The sequence below is a fragment of the Sphingomonadaceae bacterium OTU29LAMAA1 genome, from assembly GCA_024072375.1.
Taxonomy (GTDB): domain Bacteria; phylum Pseudomonadota; class Alphaproteobacteria; order Sphingomonadales; family Sphingomonadaceae; genus Sphingomonas.
This window is the reverse complement of record CP099617.1, coordinates 2,380,169-2,398,989: the sequence shown is the minus strand read 5'-3', so window position 1 is coordinate 2,398,989 and position 18,821 is coordinate 2,380,169. Positions and strand designations below refer to the sequence as shown.

The following is an 18,821-nucleotide window of genomic DNA, read 5'->3' as shown; positions in this document are numbered from 1 at the left end:
GCGCTGGCTGCAATAGGATATTGATCGACCGCAACATCATTCCGCCGCGAGCAATGTCGTCGCGCCGCCGAGGTCGACCGACACGAGCCGGCTGACGCCGCGTTCGACCATGGTGACGCCGAACAGGCGGTGCATGCGGCTCATCGTCACCGCATTGTGCGTGACGATCAGGTAGCGCGTGTCGGTCTCCTGCGTCATTCGGTCGAGCAGGTCGCAGAAGCGTTCGATGTTGGCATCGTCGAGCGGCGCGTCGACCTCGTCGAGCACGCAGATCGGCGCGGGGTTGGTGAGGAAGAGCGCGAAGATCAGCGCGACGGCGGTCAGCGCCTGTTCGCCGCCGGACAGGAGGGTGAGCGATTGCAGCCGCTTGCCGGGCGGTTGCGCCATGATCTCAAGCCCCGCCTCGAGTGGATCGTCCGAATCGATCAGTTCGAGATGCGCGGCGCCGCCGTCGAATAACGTGGTGAACAGGCGGCGGAAATGTCCGTCGACCGCCTCGAACGCGGCGAGCAGGCGCTGGCGCCCTTCGCGGTTGAGCGTGCCGATCGAGCCGCGCAGGCGGTTGACGGCCTGCCCGAGTTCATCGCGTTCGGCGGCGTTGCTCTGGCCTGCGGCTTCGAGCTCGGCCAGTTCGGTCGCGGCGACGAGGTTGACCGGGCCGATGCGTTCGCGATCGGCGGACAGACGTTCGTGCGTGGCGGCTTCCTCCGCAGGCGTGCGGACATCGGCGACGGCGAAGTGCAGCCGTTCGGGAAGGACCGGCGCGGGGCATTCGAAGCGTTCGCCGGACAGGCGACCCATCTCGACGCGGCGCAGGTCTTGGTTTTCGAGGCGGGCGGCGGTGCCGGCGCGAGCTTCGCGCGCCTGCGACAGCGCCTCGACGGCGCGGCGGTGGGCGTCGTCGGCGTGGGCGAGCGCGGTAGCGGCGGTGCGCTCGGCGGCAGCTTGTGCATCGGCCTCGACACGGGCGGCGGCGTGATCGGCCTCTTGCGCGGCGATCGCGACGTCGAGTGCGGCGGGGCGATCGGCGACGTCGGCGGCTTCGGTGGCGAGCGCGGCATCGCGCTTGTCCATGTCGGCGATCCGTTTCGCGGCCTCGCCAGCGCGCGCGCGCCAGCTGCGGGTGTCGGCCTGTGCGGCGGCGAGGCGTTCGCGGTTGCTCTGGACGGCGCGGTCGAGGGTGGCGCGGCGTTCGCGGGCGGTGGCAACTGCGGTGCGGTGGTGGTTCGCGGCCTGCGTCAGTGCGGCGACGGCGGCGGCGCTCTCTCGTCCGTCCGGCAGCGCATCGCGGGCCGTGCGGGCGGCGGCGAGGTCGGCCTGCGCTTCGGCCTGTTCGGCGGCGATGCGGGCGGCACGGGTGTCGAGGTCGGCGCGCTGGCCGGCGAGCCGTTCGAGTGCGGCGGCGGCACGATCCTCGGCGCGTTCGGCGTCACGGGCGGTGGCTTCGGACTCGCTGAGCGTGGCGCGGGCGGTCTGGGCGGCGGCGCGCGCGGTGGCGATGGCGCGGTCGATCGCGGCGCGGGCGTCGTCGGCTTCGGCGAGGGCTGTGGCGGCGGCGGGGCGGGCGGCTTGCAACGCCTTCAGCCGGTTGAGGCGTTCGAGCCGTTCGGCCGCCGCCGCGCCGTTACCGGTGGCGACGAAGCCGTCCCAGCGGCGCAAGATGCCGTCGCGGGTGACGAGGCGCTGGCCGACCGCGAGCGGCTGGCCGGTGTCTTCGGCGACGAAGATCTGGGCGAGGCGACGGGCAAGCGGGGCGGGGGCCTCGACATGGGTGGCGAGCGGTTCTGCGCCAGCGGGTGGCGCGGGGTCCGATGGGTGCGGGGCGGCACCGGTCCATGCGGCGAGGCCTGCCTCCAGATCGTCGCCCAATGCGGCGCCGAGGGCGCGTTCATAGCCGGCGGCGGGGGTGAGATGGTCGAGCAGGCGGTCGCGGCCGGTGCGCTGCGTCGCCCTGGTGAGCGCGGCGGCTTCGCTGTCGAGGGCGGCAAGATTGGCACGGGCGGTGGCGCGCGCGGTTTCGGCGGCGTCGCGGCCGGCGAGCGCGGTGCGTTCGGCGGCTTCCGCTTCGGCAAGCGCGGCGCGGGCGGACTCGGTCGTGGCGGCGGCGGTGCGGCGGCGCTCGGCGGCGTCTTCGCGGGTGGTGGTGAGCGGGGCGGCGCTGCCGAGGGCGGCGATGGCTTGATTGATCTGGGCGGCTTCGCGACCGGTGCGGTCGGCGCGGGTCTGCGCCGCGGCGAGGGCGGCGGTGGCGACACGGCTTTCGGCGGCTTCGCTCGCCTGTCGGGTTAAGCCTTGTGCGAGTGCGACCTCGGCATCGCGGGCGTGGCGTTCGGCCTCGGCAAGCGCGGTGTCGAGGCGGGGAGCGTCGTCTGCGGCGGACAGGATCGCGCGGTCAAGCGCCTTCACCTCGTCTGACAGGCTGGCGAGCGCGGCGGCGGCATCGGCGGCGAGCGTGCCTTCGCGGGCGCGGTCTTCGGCGATGCGGCGGCGGGCGTCGGCGAGGTCGGCGACGCGACGGGCGGCGGCGGTGCGTTCGGTGCGGAGCGTGGCGAGCTGGTGGCCGGCTTCGCCGGCGCGGTCGCGGGCGGCAAGGGCGGCGGCGCGGGTGGTCGCTAGCGCCTCGGCGGCGGCGTGCCGGGCTTTGGCGGCGGTGTGTTCGGCGGTGGTGGCGTCGGTAACGCGCGCTTCGGCGGCTTGCGCTTCGATTCGGGCGGCATCGGCGGCGGCGACCGCGTCGCGCCAGCGGGCGAAGATCATGCGGGCTTCGGCGACGCGAATCTGTTCGGAGAGCGCTCGGTAGCGTTCGGCGGCGCGGGCCTGTCGGCGGAGCGCGGCGGCGCGGGTGTCCTGGTCGGCGATCAGTTCATCCAGGCGGACGAGGTTGGCTTCGGTGGCGCGGAGTTTTTGTTCGGCGTCCTTGCGGCGGACATGCAGGCCCGCGATCCCGGCGGCTTCCTCCAGCATCGCGCGGCGTTCGGCGGGCTTGGCGGCGATGACCGCGCCGATGCGGTTCTGGCTGACCAGCGCCGGACTGTGTGCGCCGGTGGCGGCATCGGCGAACAGCAGGCCGACATCCTTGGCGCGGACGTCGCGGCCGTCGATGCGATAAGCGCTGCCGGCGCCGCGTTCAATGCGGCGGACGACCTCGCGCTCGTCGGGATTGGCGGCGTCGCCGGTGTCGAGCAGGATCGACACCTCGGCGAAATCGCGCGGCGGGCGGGTGGCGGTGCCGGCGAAGATGACGTCGTCCATGCCCGCGCCACGCAGCGATTTCGCGCTGTTCTCGCCCATCGTCCAGCGGAGCGCTTCGAGCAGGTTCGATTTGCCGCAGCCGTTGGGGCCGACGACACCGGTCAGCCCGCGCTCGATACGAAGATCGGCGGGGTCAACGAAGCTTTTGAAGCCGGCGATGCGGAGCCGTTTGATCTGCACGGGATCGCTCAGTCCTCCCCCGCGAGGGGGAGGCGGACCGTTGGGCGGAGCCGAATGGTGGTGGGAGAGGTGGGCGAGGTGCTACGTGATGACGTTCGAAGCTTGCCTCCCCCTCCGTCACGGCTTCGCCGCGCGACCTCCCCCTTGCGGGGGAGGAATGATCGGGGCGTCATGGCACCAGGACGGTGTCGACCGCCTCCGGCAGCGTTTCGGGATAGTCGAGCGTGTAGTGGAGGCCGCGGCTTTCGTGGCGATGGAGGGCGGAGCGGACGATCAGGTCGGCGGTCTGGAGCAGGTTGCGCAGTTCGATCAGGTCGGGGGTGACGCGGAAATGGCCGTAATGTTCGGCGACCTCGCCGGTCAGCATCTCGATGCGGCGTTTGGCGCGTTCGAGGCGCTTGGTGGTGCGGACGATACCGACGTAATTCCACATGAAGCGGCGGATCTCGGTCCAGTTCTGCTTGATGACGACCTCTTCGTCGGAATCCGTCACGCGGCTTTCGTCCCACGGGCGGATCACCGGCACCGGGGGCAGCGCGTCCCAGTGCGCGGCGATATGATCGGCGCACGCCTCACCGAAGACGAAGCATTCGAGCAGGGAGTTGGAGGCGAGGCGGTTGGCGCCGTGCAGGCCGCTTTCGGTGCATTCGCCCGCCGCATAGAGTCCGGGCAGGTCGGTGCGGCCGTCGCGATCGACGACGATGCCGCCGCAGGTGTAATGCTGTGCCGGCACGACGGGGATCGGCTGCGTCGTCATGTCGATGCCGAGACCGAGCAGCTTTTCGTGGATGTTGGGGAAGTGGCCGCGGACGAAGTCGGCGGGCATGTGGCTGATGTCGAGGTGGACATAGTCGAGGCCGTAGCGCTTGATCTCGGCGTCGATCGCGCGCGCCACCACGTCGCGGGGGGCGAGTTCCATGCGTTCGGCGTCGTAATAGGACATGAAGCGCTTGCCGGTGGCGGGGTTGATCAGTCGCCCGCCCTCGCCGCGCACCGCCTCGGTGATCAGGAAGTTCTTGACCTCGAGATTGTAGAGGCAGGTCGGGTGGAACTGCATCATCTCCATGTTGGAGACGCGCGCACCCGCCCGCCATGCCATCGCGATGCCGTCGCCGGTCGCGCCGCGCGGGGCGGTGGAGAACAAATAGGTGCGGCCCGCGCCGCCAGTGGCGAGGATCGTCGCCTTCGCCGTGTAGAGCGCGACGTGGCCGGTGTTGCGGTCGACCGCATAGACGCCCCAGACGTTGCCGGCGCCCGAATAGCGCTGTTCATGGCGGCTGGTGGCGAGGTCGATCGCGACCTGATCGGGGACGAGGGTGATGTTGGGATGCGCCTCGGCGGCGCGTTGCAGCGCCTCCTGCACCGCCCAGCCGGTGGCGTCGGCGACGTGGACGATGCGGCGATGCGAATGGCCGCCTTCGCGGGTGAGGTGGAGGGCATTCCCCTCGGTGGCGAAGGGGACGCCGAGTTGCGTCAGGCGTTCGATAGCGGCGGGCGCGCCCTCGACGACGAACTCCACGATATCGCGGTCGTTGAGGCCGGCACCGGCGACCATCGTATCCTCGACATGGTTGTCGAACGTGTCGCCGGGTTCGAGGACGGCGGCGATCCCGCCCTGCGCCCAGGCGGTGGAGCCTTCGTTGAGCGCGCCCTTGGCGAGGACGGTGATCTTGAACCGGTCTGCGAGGTTGAGCGCCGCGGTGAGGCCGGCCGCGCCGGAGCCGACGATGAGGACGTCGCTGGTGCGGGCTGAGTCGGTCACCGGCGAGGTCCGCGGAAGTTGCCGAAGTTGACGGTACGTGCCGGTCGCAAACGCTCCCTGCGAGATGACGTGTGCGGAGGGATGGCGAGGATCGAGGGCCGGTGCATGGGGATGCTGTGGCACAGATGGCGGTGTGTAGGACAGGTGGTTGTTGTGGGGGGCTTAGCCGTTGGAGGCGCGGGTCAGGCTCAGGAATACGTCCTCCAGGTCCGGCTCCTTCGTCGTCACGTCGACGATGCCGAAGCCGTCGTGCTGGACCGCGGCGAGGACTTCGCCGGCGTTGACGCGGTCCTTGGCGTAGGTGATTTCCAGCGTGCGCGCGCCCTTGAGCACGATCTTGCCGAAGCAGGCGTTGTCGGGGAGCGTCGCGACGTCGCGATCGACGGTCACTGCGACGACCTTTTCCTGTGCCTTGCCGACGAGTTCGCGGGTCGGTTCGTTGGCGATCAGCTTGCCGTGGTTGATGATCGCGATGCGGTCGCAGAGTTCTTCCGCTTCTTCGAGATAGTGCGTCGTGAGGACCACGGTGACGCCGGCCTGGTTCAGTTCGCGGACGTAGGCCCAGAGTTGCTGGCGCAGTTCGATGTCGACGCCGGCGGTCGGTTCGTCGAGGACGAGGACGGGGGGCGAGTGGACCATTGCCTTGGCCACCATCAGCCGTCGCTTCATGCCCCCCGACAGGGTGCGGGCGTAGGCGTTGGCCTTGTCCTCCAGATGCACCGCGCGGAGCAGTTCCATCGAGCGGCGTTCGGCCTTGGGGACGCCGTACAGGCCGGCCTGGATGTTGAGCGTCTCGATCGGCGTGAAGAACGGGTCGAACAGGATCTCCTGATTGACGATGCCGATCGACGCCTTGGCGTTGCGCGGGTGGGCGTCGATGTCGAAGCCCCAGATTTCGGCGTTGCCGTCGGTCTTGTTGACCAGCCCCGCCAGGATGTTGATCAGCGTCGACTTGCCCGCGCCGTTGGGGCCGAGCAGGCCGAAGATCTGGCCCCTCGGCACGTCGAAGCTGACCCCGTCGAGCGCGCGCTTGCCGCCCTGATAGGTCTTGCATAGGTTCTGGATGCGGATCGCGGCCTCGGTCATGGCCTGCGGAATACGCCGCCTGCCAAAACGCGCAACCCATTCCTCCCCGACATTGCGGAGGATTGAAGGCCGGCGCTGCGCTTGCTAACTGCGTCGCCATGATCCCGCCGCCCGAAACCGTCCGCGTATCCCAGCGTCGTGTCGCCTGCGACGGCGCAACCGACATTCCCGGCGGGGCCGCGCTTGGCCATCCGCGGGTGTTTTTGCAGATCGACGAAGAGGGCTATGTCGATTGCGGCTATTGCGATCGGCGCTTCGTGCTGATCGGCGGACCCGCCGATGGCGCGGATCAATCGACGCTGCCCGATCATCCGGATGGCGCGAGCGTTTAACGCCCCTATATTGGCGGCATGACATTAGCTGCCGATCCCCGCTCGTTCCTGTACCGCGACCAGCTTTCGCCCGAGGCGGCGCTGCGACTGACTGCCGATGCGCTCGGTAAAGCCGACGACGGCGAATTGTACCTGCAATATCGCCGGGCGGAGGCGTTCGGCTTCGACGACGGCCGATTGAAGACGGCGAGCTACGACACCAATGCGGGCTTCGGCCTGCGCGCGGTGTCGGGCGAGATGACCGCCTTTGCGCATGCCAACGAATTGTCGGAAGCCGCGATCAAGCGCGCGGGCGAGACGATGGCGCTGATCGATCCGACGACGAGCGCCAAGGCACCACCGCCGCAGGGCAACAACCGGCATCTGTACACCGACGCCGATCCGCTCGATCTGGTGCCGTTCGCCGACAAGGTGAATTTGTGCCAGACGATCGATGCGGCGGCGCGCGCGCGTGACCCGCGGGTGGCGCAGGTATCGGTCGGGCTGTCGGGTACGTGGAGCGTGGTCGAGGTGGTGCGGCCCGATGGCTTCGTCGCCACCGACGTGCGGCCGCTGGTGCGGCTCAACATCCAGATCGTCGTCGAACAGAACGGCCGGCGCGAGACGGGGACGTTCGGGATCGGCGGACGCTATCTGTACGACCGGTTGTTCGATGCTGCGATCTGGAACCGCGGGATCGACGAGGCGCTGGCGCAGGCGCTGGTCAATCTCGATTCGGTTGCGGCGCCGGCAGGCGAGATGACCGTGCTGCTCGGGCCGGGCTGGCCGGGTGTGATCCTGCACGAGGCGATCGGCCATGGGCTGGAGGGCGATTTCAACCGCAAGGGCACGTCCGCCTTCTCCGGGCGGATCGGCGAGCGGGTCGCGGCGGCGGGCGTGACGGTGGTCGACGACGGATCGATCCAGGACCGGCGCGGGTCCCTGTCGATCGACGACGAGGGCACGCCGACGAGCGAGACGGTGCTGATCGAGGACGGCATCCTCAAGGGCTATATGCAGGATCGGCTGAATGCGCGGCTGATGGGCGTGGCGCCGACGGGGAATGGCCGCCGCGAGAGCTTCGCGCATGCGCCGATGCCGCGGATGACGAATACGTTCATGAAGGGCGGCAACGACGATCCGGGCGAATTGCTGTCGCGCGTCAAGCGGGGCATCTTCGCCAAGAGCTTCGGCGGCGGGCAGGTCGACATCGTGTCGGGCAAGTTCGTGTTCTCATGCACCGAGGCGTATCTGATCGAGAACGGCAGGATCGGCGCACCGATCAAGGGCGCGACGCTGATCGGCGACGGGCCGACGGTGCTGACCAAGGTGACCGGGATCGGCAACGACTTTGCGCTGGACGAGGGTATCGGCGTCTGCGGCAAGGGCGGGCAGAGCGTGCCGGCGGGTGTGGGGCAGCCGACGTTGCTGGTCGATGGGCTGACGGTGGGCGGGACGGCGACGGGTTAGAAGCCGCCCGTCAGGAAGTCGATCGCGCCTTTGATCGCCCATTCTTCATGGGCGAGCGATGCGACGGGTGCCTTCAGCGTGCTGGCATCGACCGTCGAGGCAAAGTGGGTGGCGAGCACCCATTGTTGCCCATCGAGCGTCAACAGGGGGTTGAGCCGGCTCGTCGGGCTTGCATCCGCGTCCGGCGCGATCAAGGGTATCACGAGGCGGGTGGCGTGAACCGAGGCAAGCGGCGACTGCACGTCGACGACGTACGTCGTGTCCCGCAGTAGATAGACGTCGAATTGCGCCATCAGAACAGACGATAGGCGTCGAGCGGATGGCCGTTCTTCTCATACCATCGATTCCACCCCTCGATCGCGTCCTTATTCTCTTCCCTCCAACGCCGCTCCATCTCGACCTTTGCAGCCTGACGTATTGCCGCCTCGCTGATCTGCGAGAGATTGAGGCCATGCTCACGGGCGACGGCGACGATCCCCGTATCGATTGAGACATTCACAGGCTTGCGCTTGCCCGACGCGATCGGATCGTGCTTCATGCAGAGAAACTATGCGCATAATCCGTGCGCGTCAACGGAGGGCTGTATGAGCCTCGTCGAACTCGGGCGGTACGACCGCAACCTTGCCAACATCATCGTCGGGCGGCTGGATGCGGAGGGGATGGATGCGATCGCGTTCGATGGCGGATCAAGCATCGCCGACGGCAGTTACCTGCTGATCCCGGTGCGGGTGATGGTGGACGAGGACGACCTTTCCGCCGCGCAGGCGATCGTTGCTGCTGCTGAAATTTAAGGCAGCGGCGGCAGGCTGCTCATTATTCTATCGTTAATGGGTCTGCTTCGGGCGCTTCGTCCCGCCTGAACCCGTCGTTTCGCAACTGGCACGATGGTTGCGATGCCGCCCTTCGGACAATCGAGGGGGCAGGGATGAAGCTGGTCATTGCGATCATCAAGCCGTTCAAACTGGACGAGGTGAGGGAAGCGCTCACCACGTTGGGCGTGGCGGGAATGACGGTTACCGAGGTCAAGGGGTTCGGCCGGCAGAAGGGCCAGACCGAAATCTATCGCGGCGCCGAATACAGCACCAACATGGTGCCCAAGATCAAGATCGAGGTGGTTTGCGCCGCGGACCTCGCCGACCGGGTGGTCGAGGCGATCCAGGCATCCGCGAACACCGGCGCGATCGGCGACGGCAAGATCTTCGTGCTCGACGTCGGTCAGGCGGTGCGCATCCGCACCGGCGAAACCGACGATTCGGCGCTTTGAGGCTGTGAGGGGGGAATCGATGAAGCACGCACTTAAGATCGCGGGCGCTGCAGGGCTGACCGCCCTCGCGTTCGCCGCCATGCCCGCCTGGGCGCAGGACGCCGCATTGCAGGCGCCGCCGGCTGCCGCCGCACCGGTGGTCGCCACCGTGAACAAGGGCGATACCGCCTGGATGATGACCTCCACGGTCCTCGTCATGATGATGATCCTGCCGGGCTTGGCATTGTTCTACGGCGGCCTCACCCGCTCGAAGAACATGCTGTCGACGATGACGCAGATCGGCGCGGTCGCGTGCCTCGCGATGCTGCTGTGGGTGATGTACGGTTACAGCCTCGCGTTCGGGCCGGACCTGACCAGCGGCCTGTCGAACGTGATCGGCAGCCTCGACAAGGCGTTCCTGAAGGGCGTGACGCCGGCGTCGCAGGCGGCGACCTTCACCGCCGGGGTCGAAATCCCGGAATATGTCTTCATCTGTTTCCAGATGACCTTTGCGGCGATCACCGTCGCGCTGGTGCTGGGTTCGGTGGTCGAGCGGATGAAGTTTTCCGCGGTCATGGCGTTCGCCGCAGTGTGGCTGACGATCGTCTATTTCCCGATCGCGCACATGGTCTGGGCCTCGTCGGGCTTCTTCTTCAAGGCGGGCGCGCTTGATTTCGCCGGTGGTACCGTGGTGCACATCAACGCCGGCGTGTCGGCATTGGTCGCGAGCATCATGCTCGGCAAGCGCATGGGCTATCCGACGACGCCGATGCCGCCGCATTCGCTGACGCTGACCGCGGTCGGCACCGGCCTGCTGTGGGTGGGCTGGTTCGGCTTCAACGCCGGTTCCGCGCTGGAGGCCAATGGCTCGGCAGGCCTGGCGATGATCAACACCTTCGTCGCCACCGCGTCGGGTGCCTTGTTCTGGATGCTGGCCGAGCGGCTGCGCGGTCACAAGGGATCGGCGCTGGGCTTCTGTTCGGGCATCGTCGCCGGTCTGGTGGCGGTGACGCCGGCGGCCGGCAACTCGGGTCCGTTCGGCGCGATCGTGCTGGGTGCGATCGCATCTCTGGTCTGCTTCTTCGCGGTATCCGTGCTGAAGCCGAAGCTGGGCTATGACGACGCGCTCGACGCCTTCGGTGTCCATGGCATCGGCGGCATGGTCGGTGCGATCGGCACCGGCATCGTCTACGCCCCGTCGTTCGGCGGACCGGGCGCTGCGGATTATGCGATGGGTGCGAAGCTGCTGGTTCAGGTCGAGGCGGTGGTGGTGACCATCATCTGGGCGACGATCGGCACCGTCATCGCGATGCTCATCGCCAAGGCGATCACCGGCCTGCGTGTCGCTCCCGAAGTCGAGCAGGAAGGCCTCGACCTCGGCGAGCACGGCGAGCGCGCCTACAACTGATTTACGCATCGGGCGCGGGGGCAGCAGATCCCCGCCCCCCACGACGTTCCTCCTGCGGACGACCTTGACCCGGTGCGGCGACGTACCGGGTCTTTTTTTGGTATGCGGAGGTGGGGGTGTTTTCGGGCAAGCGCGAGGAAGAAGGTTGGTTCGCGCGAAGGCCCGACGACGCGAAGGAAGAAGAAGGTTGGTTCGCGCGGAGACGCGGAGACGCGGAGGTGTCGCGCTTGCCTCGCCTTCGGCAGACCATTCGGCCGTCGATCCCGGTATCGCCGTTGCGCTAGGAGAGAGGCTGCGCCGCCACCCCTCTTCTTCTCCGCGTCTCCGCGTCTCCGCGCGAACCAACCTTCTCTTCGCGTCTTTGCGGCTTCGCGTGAATGATGAAGCCCGGTTACGTCAGCCCATACTCTCGCGCAAAGCCAGCATCGCCAGTGCCGCCTGAGCCGCGCCGCCGCCCTTGTCGAGCTGGCCCGGATCGGCGCGGACGATGGCTTGCGCTTCGTTTTCCGTGGTCAGGATGCCGTTGCCGATCGCGAGGCCGTCGAGCGTCAGCGCCATGATGCCGCGGGCGCTCTCGTTGGAGACGATCTCGAAATGATAGGTTTCGCCGCGGATCACGACGCCCAGTGCGACGAAGGCGTCGTAGCGGTCGCTGTCCGCCGCCAGCGCGATCGCGCCCGGCACCTCGAGCGCACCCGGCACGGTGATCGTGTCGTGGGTGTGGCCCGCCGCCTCGATCGCGGCGCGGGCGCCGGCGACGAGCATGTCGTTGAGATGGTCGTAGAAGCGGGCTTCGACGATGAGGATATGCGCCATGTCAGGCTCCCGTCTCTTCCGGCGTTTCGATCGCGCGTTCGCCGACGATCGACAGGCCATAGCCGTCGAGGCCGACCAGCGTGTGGTGAGTGTTGGTAAGGAGGACCATTTCCTCGACGCCCAATTCGGTCAGAATCATCGCGCCGACGCCGTAATCGCGCAGCTCTTCCATGTCCTCCTTCGGCAGCGTGCCGGCCTTCGCCTGCAGCGCGACGGTGAACTGGTCGGGGCGGGGGCGGTTGATGACGACGATGACGCCGGCGCCTTCGTCCGCGATGATCTCCATCGAGCGGCGGAGCAGGCCGGCGCGGTCGCCGCCCTCGCCGAAGATGTCGGCGAAGGGGGACAGCGCGTGCATGCGGACGAGCGTCGGCTTGGCGGGATCGACCTTGCCCTTGACCAGCGCGATCTGTTCGCTGCCGGTCGCCTTGTTCCAATAGGTGAGCGCGGTCCATTCGCCGCCCCATTCGCTGACGAAGCGGGCTTCGGCGCGTTTTTCGACGAGATGGTCGTAGCGGCGGCGATAGGCGATCAGATCGCGGATCGTGCCGATCTTGAGATTGTGGAATTGCGCGAAGGTGACGAGGTCGTCGAGGCGGGCCATCGTCCCGTCCTCGTTCATGATCTCGCAGATCACGCCCGAGGGGTTGAGGCCGGCGAGCCGCGACACGTCGACCGCCGCTTCGGTATGGCCGGTGCGCACCAGCACGCCGCCGTCGCGCGCGACCAGCGGGAAGACGTGGCCGGGCGTCACGATCTCGTCGCGCGATTTGGACGAATCGATCGCCACCGCGACGGTGCGCGCGCGGTCGGCGGCGGAGATGCCGGTGGTGACGCCGTCGCGCGCCTCGATCGAGGTGGTGAAGGCGGTTTCGTAGCGCGTGCCGTTGTTGCGGCTCATCAGCGACAGGCCGAGTTCCTCGACGCGCGACTTCGTGAGCGCGAGGCAGACCAGCCCGCGGCCATGCTTGGCCATGAAGTTGATCTTTTCGGGCGTCGCCATCTGCGCCGGGATCACCAGGTCGCCTTCGTTCTCGCGATCCTCGTCGTCGACCAGGATGAACATCCGGCCGTTGCGCGCCTCGTCGATGATCTCTTCGGGCGACGACAGGAAGGCGTGCCTCAGGCGGGCGAGTTCCGGCTTAGCGGCCACGGTAATGCTCCATGCGTTGCAGATAGCGGGCGAGGACGTCGATCTCGATATTCACCGCCTGGCCCTGTTGCAGGGTGCCGAGCGTGGTGACCGCCTGGGTGTGGGGGATCAGGTTCACGGTGAAGTGCGTCGTATCGCCGTGATCCTCGACCGTGTTGATGGTGAGCGACACGCCGTCGATCGTGATCGAGCCCTTGGGCGCGATGAAGGGCGCGAGCGCGGCGGGGACGGCGAAGGCGATGCGGTGCGATTCGCCCGTCGGCACGATCGACAGCACTTCGGCGATGCCGTCGACATGGCCCGTGACAATATGGCCACCGAGTTCGTCGCCCAGCTTCATCGCGCGTTCGAGGTTGAGCTTGCGTCCCGTCGTCCACTGGTCGCGCGCGGTGCGGCTGATCGTTTCGCCCGACACCTGCACGTCGAACCATGCCGGTCCCTTGTCGACGACGGTGAGGCAGACACCCGAACAGGCGATCGATGCGCCGAGGTCGACCGTGTCGGTGTCATAGGCGGTGGCGATGCGGATGCGGGTATCGCCACGGTGCTCGACCGAGTCGATGGTGCCGATATCGCTGACTATGCCGGTGAACATGGGCTGCGCTCGTAGACCTCACATCGATCGGTGCCAAGCTGCCGCGCATCGTGCAGCCGCCAGCGTCCGTGTGCCGTGCCGAGATCGGCGAGGCCGATGTCGCGAACCGCATGCTTGCCGCCGCCGATCAGGATCGGCGCGCGGTAGAGCAGGAGGCGGTCGACGAGGTCGGCCTGGAGGAAGGCGGCGGCGGTGGCGGCGCCGCCTTCGATCAGAAGGTGATCGGCGGGGAGGGTGGCGATGTCGTTGGGGGCGGTGATCCAGAGTGCGTCGCGCTCACCCTCACCCTTCCGCGCCTCCGATGCTCCCTCCCTCTCCCGCCGGGAGAGGGATGAGGAAGGGTGAGAGGACAGGATGACCCGCATGGGGCTGCGATCTTGCAGTCCGGGCAGCCGTACGTCGAGGCTGGGCTCGTCCACCTCCCACGTGCCGCGGCCGACGAGGATCGCGTCGTGGCGGCTGCGTTCGAGATGGGCGTGGGCGCGGGCCTGTGGACCGGTGATCCAGCGGCTGGTGTCGTCCGCCAGTGCGATGCAGCCGTCGAGCGAGGTAGCGAGTTTCAGCGTCACGAACGGGCGGCCGAGGCGTTGGCGGGTGAGGAAACCCGCCATGCCGCGCGTCGCCTCCGCAGCGCGGGTGCCGATCGTCACGGCGATGCCGGCATCGCGCAGGCGAGCGGCGCCGATGCGGTCGGTGCGCGGGTCGGGGTCACCGAGCGCGATCACCACGCGGGCTACGCCGGCAGCGATCAGCAGGTCGGCGCAGGCGGGACCGCGGGTGGAGACATGGGCGCAGGGTTCCAGCGTCGTATAGACCGTCGCGCCGCGCGCGCGCTCGCCGGCCTGCGCCAGCGCCATGGCCTCGGCATGGGGGCGACCGCCGGGCTGGGTGGCGCCACGACCGACGACGACGCCCGCACGAACGACGACGCAGCCGACGTTGGGATTGGGACAGGTCCGCCCGCGCGTCCGCTCGCCGAGCGCGAGCGCGACACCCATCCAGCGCCCGTCGTCGGCTACAGGCCCCACTTGCTCATCGCGTCGTCGACCTGCTTGAACTGGCTGCGCAACTTCTCCTCGCGCGCCTTCTGGGCAGCGATGCGCTTGTCCTGTTCGACCTTGTCGATCTCCTGCTGCGCCTTGATCTGCGCATCCGTGCGGTCGGCGCGGTAGTTGTTGAAATAGATGATGTTCGGGGAATAGGGTTCGGGCGGAATGTCGTTGCGCATGAACGCATAGACGAAGAAGCCGGTGACCCCCATCGCCAGCACCAGAAAGCCGAGTTCGTACGGCTGACGTCCGCTGAGGAACAGGCGCAGGTCCCTGTAGGCGCGGACCGGCGAAAAGCGGCTGAAGAACTGCATGACGGCGAATGTAGGGGGGCGGGGGCGGCTAGGCCAGTGGTCTGTGGTGGATGGATGATCTGCGCCCTTGCGCGTCGACTTCTGCCTTCCTTGTTGCCGGCGCGGGCCGCCGGGCTGGTTCGGCTGACGTGGCGGTGGCGTGCCGCCCGCCCCGACCACCTTCGTTGCCACAGCACCCGCGTGTTTTCCGGGGGGGGCGTTGTTCAAGGCGGGCACGTATTGCCCGGTTACGGGGATGGGGTCTTCGGCATGTGTCGCCCGATGTGCTCCCGCTTTCGCGAGAGCACATGAGATGCGGACGGTGGCTCGGCCCCTCCTGCTCGGCGACCTTTCGCCCCTGCCTGCTCAGCCCGCCTCCTCAGCCCGCATCCTCCATGCGGAAGGTCAGGGACATCGTCCGCCACGCCTCGACCGGAACGTCGCCGCGGGTGGCGGGCTTGAAGCGCCACGACCGGAGCGCGCGGTCCTGCGTCACCTGCCAGAAGGCGTCGCTGGTCGCGGTGACGCGCTCGATCTGCTTCACGCGGCCGTCGATGCCGACCAGCACGCGGACGGTGACGCGGCCGTCGCGGTTGGCGCGGCGCTCTGCCGGCGGATAGGTCGGCTGAAAGGCGCTGGCGTAACGGGGATCGACCTGCGGCGCGATCAGCGGGGGCAGCGGCGCGGGTGTCGCGATGACGACCGGACCGGGATCGCTGCCGATGATCGGAGTCAGCGGCGGTGTCGGGACGATCGTCGTGGTGGTGACGAGGTCGGACGTGGATGGCGTGGGTACGATCGGGTTCGGGGCGACGATCGTTTCGGTCGGGCGGTTGGCGACGACCTCTTCCGTTCTCGGCTGCGGCCTGGGTGGTTCGGGAGGAGGCTGATCGATCGGAATGTTGGTGGTCTCGAGGATACGGACGGGATCGCCCGGCAGGATCGTCGGCCCGGCGAACATCAATGCAGCGACCAGCCCCGCGTTGATCGCGATGGCGGCGGTGAGGCCACCGGGGTTGAAACGGGTCGGCTGGGCGTGGCGGTCTGCGTACATGATCCGTCTCCTGTTCGTGTTCGACTCGATTGCGTCTCCTTGAGGAGGTGAATGGTACGTTGTAACGTTACGACGTCAAGTATCTAATCTCATGGCAATGACGATCAGGCGGACAACCGCCCCACCGTCCGCTCGCGGCCGATCAGCGGCAGCAGCGCTGCCATGTCCGGGCCGTGATCCAACCCGGTCAGGGCCTGTCGCAGCGGCAGGAACAGCGCCTTGCCCTTGCGGCCGGTCTCCTGTTTCAGCGCGTCGGTGAGCGCGTGCCAGGGGTCGCCGGCCCAGTCGATCGCTGCCGCCACTGACGCGGCCTGCGCCAGATAGGCTCGCGTGTCGTCATCGAACGCCGGGGCATCGACCGGTCCCTCGATCACGCGCCACCAGTCCGCCGCCTCGGCGATCCGCGACAGATTGGGGCGCACCGCATCCCATTCCGCACCGCCCATGCCGGTCGGCAGCCGGTCCGCGACGCGGATATGGGGCAGTTGGTGGATGATCCGGGCGTTGACCTGCGCCAGTTCCGCTTCGTCGAACCGGGCCGGCGCCCGGCCGAAGCGGGTGAAGTCGAACGCGGAGATCAGCGGCGCGGGATCGACCATCGGCTCGACCGGGTCGCTGGTGCCGATCCGGGCGAGCAGCGCGATCACCGCCTGCGGCTCGATCCCCTGTTCGCGGAAATGCTCCACGCCCAGCGAGCCGAGGCGCTTCGACAATTTGCCCTCCGCGCCGGTCAGCAATGCCTCGTGCGCGAAGCGCGGTGCGGGCACCCCCATCGCTTCGAACATCTGCAATTGCAGCGAGGTGTTGGAGACGTGATCCTCGCCGCGGACGACATGGGTGATACCGAGATCGGCGTCGTCGATCGCGGACGGGAGCATGTAGAGCCACGATCCGTCGGCGCGGCGGACGACGGGGTCGCTCATCGTCTTCGCATCGAACGCCTGGGGCCCGCGGATCAGATCGTCCCACGCGATCGGGGCGTCGTGGTCGAGCCTGAAGCGCCAGTGCGGGCGGACGCCGTCCGCCTCCAGTTGCGCGCGATCCGCTTGCGACAGCGACAGTGCGGCGCGATCGTAGACCGGCGGCAGGCCGCGACCGAGCAGGATCTTGCGCTTGAGATCCAGTTCCTGCGCGGTTTCATACGCAGGATAGATGCGACCTGCGGCGACCAGCGCATCGAATCGCGCCTGATAGAGCGCGAATCGCTCCGACTGGCGCACCTCCAGATCGGGATCGAGGCCCAGCCAGCCGAGGTCGGCACGGATGCCGTCGACGAACCGCTCTTCCGATCGCTCGGCATCGGTATCGTCGATGCGGAGCACGAACCGGCCGCCCTGCGCGTGCGCGAACATCCAATTGTGCAGCGCCGCCCGGATGTTGCCGACATGCAGGCTGCCGGTGGGGGAAGGGGCGAAGCGGGTGGTGACGGTCATGCCACGCGCCTAGTCAGTGGACCGCTCGCGAACAAGGTGGACGGATGCGGACCGTGCGCGTCCGATGAAGCTTTCGGTTTTGTGACGGTGGCTCTAAGGCGCGCACCATCGATGGGGCGGAGCCAAGCGCGATGAAACTGATAACCGGCAATTCGAACCTTCCGCTGGCACGGGAGATCGCGGCGTACCTCGAGATTCCGCTGACCGATGCGCTGGTCCGCCGCTTCGCCGACGAGGAGATCTTCGTCGAGATCCAGGAAAACGTGCGCGGCGAGGACGTGTTCGTGCTGCAGTCGACCGGCTTTCCGGCGAACGACAACCTCATGGAAATGCTCATCATCATCGATGCGCTGAAGCGGTCGTCGGCGCGCCGCATCACCGCGGTGATCCCGTACATGGGCTATGCGCGACAGGACCGGAAGCCGGGCCCGCGGACGCCGATCTCGGCCAAGCTGGTGGCCAACCTCATCACCGTCGCCGGCGCGGACCGCGTGCTGTCGGTCGATCTGCACGCGGGGCAGATCCAGGGTTTCTTCGATATCCCGACCGACAACCTCTATGCCGCGCCGGTGATGTCGGCGGACATCAACGCGCGGTTCAAGGGCAAGAACATGATGGTCGTTTCGCCCGACGTCGGCGGCGTGGTGCGCGCCCGCCAGCTGGCGAAGCGGCTCGATAACGCCCCGCTCGCGATCGTCGACAAGCGGCGTGAGCGTGCCGGCGAGTCGGAGGTGATGAACATCATCGGCGACGTCGAAGGCCGGTTCTGCATCCTGATCGACGATATCGTCGATTCGGCGGGGACATTGTGCAACGCGGCGGCGGCGTTGCGCGAGGCGGGGGCGGAGGATGTCGTCGCCTATGTCACGCATGGCGTTCTGTCGGGCGGCGCGGTGGCGCGGGTCGAGGGGTCGGCGTTGCGTGAGCTGGTGATCACCGATTCGATCGGGAACCACGAGTCGATCGGCAAGTCCGGGCGGATCCGGCATCTGCCGATCGCGCCGCTACTCGGCGAGGCGATCAAGCGGATCGCGGATGAGACGTCGGTGTCGTCGCTATTTGATTGACGGGGCGGTGAAGACAGTTGCCGGGCGCGGGTGTTGAAGGGAAATCCTGCGTCCATTGTCCCCCGTCACCCCGGACTTGTTCCGGGGTCACCGCGCGGCGAAAGGAAAGGCTGGAGCCTCCATCCTTTCCGCTGCGGCCCAGTGGACCCCGGAACAAGTCCGGGGTGACGGGCGAATGCTAAGGGTGGCATTATCCGCGACGACGGCAAAGCCGCCGTCGGACGGGTTCGGCAGGCCGACTCGCCGTCCGGTCGCAGGTTTGCGCGTGCCGCGCACCAGCGCGGACGTAGCCGCGCTTAACGCTGCGACAGCGCGATAATGTGTTCGAATACCGCAGGGTGGAGCGGCTTGGCGAAGGCGCAGCCGTATTTGAACTTGTCGCGCCATGCGACCACGGCTTCCAGTCCGGCGAGGCCCGGCAGCGTCAGCCACACGACGGTGCCCGGCCACAGGGTGAAGCTCGTCTCGGCACGGAAGCCCGAAAGCGACAGGTCGGTGACCTCGATCTCGAACCGGGTCTGCCCGCGGTCGCGCAAATGCGCGCGCATCTTCACCGCCTTGCGGAGTGCCTGACGCGAATCGTCGGTCAAATCGACGGGTTCGTACGGCGGGGTGAAGATCGGCTGTTCCATAGCGCGACGGATGCCAC

General features: G+C 68.0%; 19 protein-coding genes. 6 read left to right on the top strand and 13 right to left on the bottom strand.

Going from position 1 to position 18,821, the window contains the following annotated elements; genetic code table 11:
• Positions 1-36 precede the first annotated feature (36 nt).
• The 3 genes from NF699_11665 to NF699_11655 form a co-directional block, all read right to left on the bottom strand.
• The gene (locus tag NF699_11665; GenBank protein USU03732.1) at positions 37-3,432 is read right to left on the bottom strand and encodes an AAA family ATPase; all 3,396 of its coding nucleotides are present in this window, start codon (positions 3,430-3,432) and stop codon (positions 37-39) included.
• 169 nt (positions 3,433-3,601) lie between these two features.
• Positions 3,602-5,194 carry an L-aspartate oxidase gene (gene nadB, locus NF699_11660; protein ID USU03731.1) on the bottom strand — a complete coding sequence of 531 codons (1,593 nt, stop codon included), beginning with the start codon at positions 5,192-5,194 and terminating at the stop codon, positions 3,602-3,604.
• 162 nt (positions 5,195-5,356) lie between these two features.
• Positions 5,357-6,280 (bottom strand): ABC transporter ATP-binding protein, encoded by a 924-nt coding sequence (locus NF699_11655; protein USU03730.1) that lies wholly within the window; start codon positions 6,278-6,280, stop codon positions 5,357-5,359.
• A gap of 98 nt (positions 6,281-6,378) precedes the next feature.
• Here NF699_11655 and NF699_11650 point away from each other — a divergent pair, with 98 nt between their 5' ends.
• Together NF699_11650 and tldD are read left to right on the top strand one after the other, a co-directional pair.
• Entirely contained in the window at positions 6,379-6,612 is a 234-nt protein-coding gene (locus NF699_11650) for a zinc-finger domain-containing protein (protein USU03729.1), read from the top strand.
• An 18-nt stretch (positions 6,613-6,630) separates the two neighbouring features.
• Positions 6,631-8,061 carry a metalloprotease TldD gene (tldD, locus tag NF699_11645; protein ID USU03728.1) on the top strand — a complete coding sequence of 477 codons (1,431 nt, stop codon included), beginning with the start codon at positions 6,631-6,633 and terminating at the stop codon, positions 8,059-8,061.
• Here the strand turns inward: tldD and NF699_11640 are convergent.
• On the bottom strand, positions 8,058-8,354 hold the full coding sequence (locus tag NF699_11640) for a CcdB family protein (GenBank protein ID USU03727.1): 297 nt from the start codon (positions 8,352-8,354) through the stop codon (positions 8,058-8,060). The genes tldD and NF699_11640 overlap by 4 nt on opposite strands.
• Positions 8,354-8,599 carry a type II toxin-antitoxin system CcdA family antitoxin gene (locus NF699_11635; GenBank protein USU03726.1) on the bottom strand — a complete coding sequence of 82 codons (246 nt, stop codon included), beginning with the start codon at positions 8,597-8,599 and terminating at the stop codon, positions 8,354-8,356. Before NF699_11635 ends, NF699_11640 begins: the two co-directional genes overlap by 1 nt.
• Positions 8,600-8,645: 46 nt before the next feature.
• Between NF699_11635 and NF699_11630 the strand changes: the two genes are divergently transcribed.
• The 3 genes from NF699_11630 to NF699_11620 all read left to right on the top strand — a co-directional run bounded on the left by NF699_11630 (position 8,646) and on the right by NF699_11620 (position 10,712).
• Positions 8,646-8,852: a DUF2007 domain-containing protein gene (locus NF699_11630; GenBank protein ID USU03725.1), complete on the top strand. Its 207-nt coding sequence runs from the start codon at positions 8,646-8,648 to the stop codon at positions 8,850-8,852.
• A 134-nt stretch (positions 8,853-8,986) separates the two neighbouring features.
• Complete coding sequence (locus NF699_11625) at positions 8,987-9,325, top strand: P-II family nitrogen regulator (GenBank protein ID USU03724.1); 339 nt, start codon at positions 8,987-8,989, stop codon at positions 9,323-9,325.
• Between the two features lie 19 nt (positions 9,326-9,344).
• The gene (locus NF699_11620; protein ID USU03723.1) at positions 9,345-10,712 is read left to right on the top strand and encodes an ammonium transporter; all 1,368 of its coding nucleotides are present in this window, start codon (positions 9,345-9,347) and stop codon (positions 10,710-10,712) included.
• 396 nt (positions 10,713-11,108) lie between these two features.
• On the opposite strand, the gene ribH is transcribed toward NF699_11620, so the two are convergent.
• From ribH to NF699_11585, 7 genes are all read right to left on the bottom strand, one after another.
• Complete coding sequence (ribH, locus tag NF699_11615; GenBank protein ID USU03722.1) at positions 11,109-11,528, bottom strand: 6,7-dimethyl-8-ribityllumazine synthase; 420 nt, start codon at positions 11,526-11,528, stop codon at positions 11,109-11,111.
• Between the two features lies 1 nt (position 11,529).
• Positions 11,530-12,681: a 3,4-dihydroxy-2-butanone-4-phosphate synthase gene (gene ribB / locus NF699_11610; protein ID USU03721.1), complete on the bottom strand. Its 1,152-nt coding sequence runs from the start codon at positions 12,679-12,681 to the stop codon at positions 11,530-11,532.
• The gene (locus tag NF699_11605) at positions 12,671-13,276 is read right to left on the bottom strand and encodes a riboflavin synthase (GenBank protein ID USU03720.1); all 606 of its coding nucleotides are present in this window, start codon (positions 13,274-13,276) and stop codon (positions 12,671-12,673) included. Before NF699_11605 ends, ribB begins: the two co-directional genes overlap by 11 nt.
• Positions 13,261-14,274: a bifunctional diaminohydroxyphosphoribosylaminopyrimidine deaminase/5-amino-6-(5-phosphoribosylamino)uracil reductase RibD gene (gene ribD / locus NF699_11600; GenBank protein USU03719.1), complete on the bottom strand. Its 1,014-nt coding sequence runs from the start codon at positions 14,272-14,274 to the stop codon at positions 13,261-13,263. Before ribD ends, NF699_11605 begins: the two co-directional genes overlap by 16 nt.
• Before the next feature lie 17 nt (positions 14,275-14,291).
• Positions 14,292-14,639 carry a hypothetical protein gene (locus tag NF699_11595; protein USU03718.1) on the bottom strand — a complete coding sequence of 116 codons (348 nt, stop codon included), beginning with the start codon at positions 14,637-14,639 and terminating at the stop codon, positions 14,292-14,294.
• A 358-nt stretch (positions 14,640-14,997) separates the two neighbouring features.
• Positions 14,998-15,672, bottom strand: a complete 675-nt coding sequence (locus NF699_11590; GenBank protein USU03717.1) for an energy transducer TonB — start codon at positions 15,670-15,672, stop codon at positions 14,998-15,000.
• 104 nt (positions 15,673-15,776) lie between these two features.
• Positions 15,777-17,105 (bottom strand): glutamate--tRNA ligase, encoded by a 1,329-nt coding sequence (locus tag NF699_11585; GenBank protein ID USU03716.1) that lies wholly within the window; start codon positions 17,103-17,105, stop codon positions 15,777-15,779.
• 131 nt (positions 17,106-17,236) lie between these two features.
• Here NF699_11585 and NF699_11580 point away from each other — a divergent pair, with 131 nt between their 5' ends.
• Entirely contained in the window at positions 17,237-18,172 is a 936-nt protein-coding gene (locus NF699_11580) for a ribose-phosphate pyrophosphokinase (protein ID USU03715.1), read from the top strand.
• Positions 18,173-18,468: 296 nt separating this feature from the next.
• Here the strand turns inward: NF699_11580 and NF699_11575 are convergent, their stop codons facing one another.
• Positions 18,469-18,804: a PilZ domain-containing protein gene (locus tag NF699_11575; GenBank protein ID USU03714.1), complete on the bottom strand. Its 336-nt coding sequence runs from the start codon at positions 18,802-18,804 to the stop codon at positions 18,469-18,471.
• Positions 18,805-18,821 lie beyond the last annotated feature (17 nt).